This is a genomic window from Thiolapillus sp. (assembly GCF_048562965.1).
Lineage (GTDB): Bacteria > Pseudomonadota > Gammaproteobacteria > Chromatiales > Chromatiaceae > Thiolapillus > Thiolapillus brandeum_A.
Map to the genome: position 1 here is coordinate 1 of NZ_JBHNMF010000632.1, position 1770 is coordinate 1770.

Genomic DNA, 1770 nt, shown 5'->3' on the forward strand with positions numbered 1-1770 from the left:
TAAAAAAAAAAAAAAAAAATAGCTCCAGGAAAAAAAAAAAAAAAAAAAAAATGCTGGAGCTTTGTGAGAACTGTATCAACTCTATCACTAGCTGCCAGAATAACTATTTACAGACAAATCAGCAAATAAATAACAGAAATGCTTGCAATCCTACCCATTGTATGCAATACTGTAACTCATGGACCAACCGACACAAACCCAGCAACCAAGAAAATTAATTGCAAAAATGTTTAAAAACTTGTTGACACCGCAGAAATGCAGTGCTATAGTTAACCCACATTAACGAGAACCCGAGGAGATATTAAATGACTATTGAACCCCTGACTGCTGAAGACGTGCAGGCACTCGAAAATGAAATCCTGGCCTGCCTCGAAATCGATGACCTGCCCGCGGATGATGGCGACTGCCTGATCTTCGACGCTGAAGACTGAACCACTACCAACCGGCCACGGACGGCCTAACCACAGGAGAACACTATGAACAAACGCGATATTATCAGCGGCGGCACGGTTGCCCTGTACCACGGCCACACCCTGGGCACGCTGTTTTTCACGCCCGCCGGGTTTGTGCAGATGGCGATCATATGCACGCGACCCCTGCGCGGCTCTTCCTACCGCAATTGGCAGGGCCCTATATCCCTGACTGATAACATGCTGCGCGATCATTGCCACGTCGCCACGCGGCAGGATTACGAGGATATGCGCGTAGCTCTTCCTAGCAATTTCAAAGACTGAACCACTACCAACCGGCCAGGGACGGCTACCAAACTGGAGAATGATATGAAATTTTACATTGAAGAAATTCGCTACTGTGGCCCTGACGGGCGCACGGATAAATACATCGATTTCGACCGGTTAGAAATCACTACTAAGCCCACGCGTACAAATATGACCAGGGAGGTCTGCCCTTATGGCTGGCTGGGCACGTATGACGACGTAGCGCGCTACGCTCATGGCGTCTATGACAGTCTGGCAGCTGCTGATTATGCTATCCAAAATTTGCTGGGCGATGAGTACCGGCTCGATAACGAGCCATCCGAGTTTCCCGACGTGCTGGCGGTTTATCGCTTTGGTCGCCTGCCTCCCGTGTCTGATGAGGCCTTGGGAATCTTTCTACAGGATGTAGACGTGCCCGCGGACGATGCCGCGCTGAGGAGACAGGCAAAAGACCTGGCCAGTGAGCTGGAGGATATGGGCGTGACCGCGTCAGTGAAGCGGATCCGGGAATGCCTGGAATCCCTGCGCGATGATGCACGCGCAGAACTGGAAGACTGACCAACCACCGGCCAGGGACGGCTACCAAACTGGAGAATGATATGACACAAACACCCACCCAAGTTTTGCAAGAGATTGATATTAGAGGCCTTTTTCACTTAGCCGCAAATGGAGTACTTGCCCCGGATTTTGACGCATGGGAGCTGGCGGATAGTACGGGATGGACTGTTGCTCACGTAGCCGCAGCTAAAGGCCACCTGCCCCCTGATTTCGATCAGTGGCAGATTGCCGACCCCAACGGTTTTTCCGTTGCGCACGCTGCCGCAGAGCATGGCCACCTGCCCCCTGATTTCGATCAGTGGGATATTGCAAACAGCCGGGGCTGGACGGTTGCCCACCGAGCCGCGCAGTTCGGCCATCTTCCCCCTGATTTTGATCAGTGGGATTTAGCTAGCGTTCGCGGTATTACGGTTCGCGATTCGTACGAGACATCAATAGCATAAGGTTAACCACCAACCGGCCAGGGACGGCTGCAAACTGGAGAATGATATGAACA

At 51.6% G+C, this 1770-nt stretch carries 4 protein-coding genes; all 4 read left to right on the plus strand.

Annotation, left to right across the window (positions count from 1 at the left end; all coding sequences use genetic code 11):
- Positions 1 to 305 precede the first annotated feature (305 nt).
- From ACOCD2_RS18575 to ACOCD2_RS18590, 4 genes are read left to right on the plus strand one after another with little or no spacing between them, the layout of a single operon-like run.
- Entirely contained in the window at positions 306 to 431 is a 126-nt protein-coding gene (locus ACOCD2_RS18575) for a hypothetical protein (RefSeq protein ID WP_419596115.1), read from the plus strand.
- 45 nt (positions 432 to 476) lie between these two features.
- Positions 477 to 734 (plus strand): hypothetical protein, encoded by a 258-nt coding sequence (locus ACOCD2_RS18580; RefSeq protein WP_419625881.1) that lies wholly within the window; start codon positions 477 to 479, stop codon positions 732 to 734.
- Between the two features lie 45 nt (positions 735 to 779).
- Positions 780 to 1274 carry a hypothetical protein gene (locus ACOCD2_RS18585; protein WP_419596299.1) on the plus strand — a complete coding sequence of 165 codons (495 nt, stop codon included), beginning with the start codon at positions 780 to 782 and terminating at the stop codon, positions 1272 to 1274.
- A 41-nt stretch (positions 1275 to 1315) separates the two neighbouring features.
- Complete coding sequence (locus ACOCD2_RS18590) at positions 1316 to 1717, plus strand: hypothetical protein (protein ID WP_419596298.1); 402 nt, start codon at positions 1316 to 1318, stop codon at positions 1715 to 1717.
- The last annotated feature ends 53 nt before the right edge of the window (positions 1718 to 1770 follow it).

What these genes read in the sequence shown, in the direction of transcription:
- ACOCD2_RS18585 (WP_419596299.1), top strand. Translation starts at nt 780, where the DNA reads ATGAAATTTTACATTGAAGAAATTCGCTACTGTGGCCCTGACGGGCGC.
- ACOCD2_RS18590 (WP_419596298.1), top strand. Translation starts at nt 1,316, where the DNA reads ATGACACAAACACCCACCCAAGTTTTGCAAGAGATTGATATTAGAGGC.
- ACOCD2_RS18575 (WP_419596115.1), top strand. Translation starts at nt 306, where the DNA reads ATGACTATTGAACCCCTGACTGCTGAAGACGTGCAGGCACTCGAAAAT.
- ACOCD2_RS18580 (WP_419625881.1), top strand. Translation starts at nt 477, where the DNA reads ATGAACAAACGCGATATTATCAGCGGCGGCACGGTTGCCCTGTACCAC.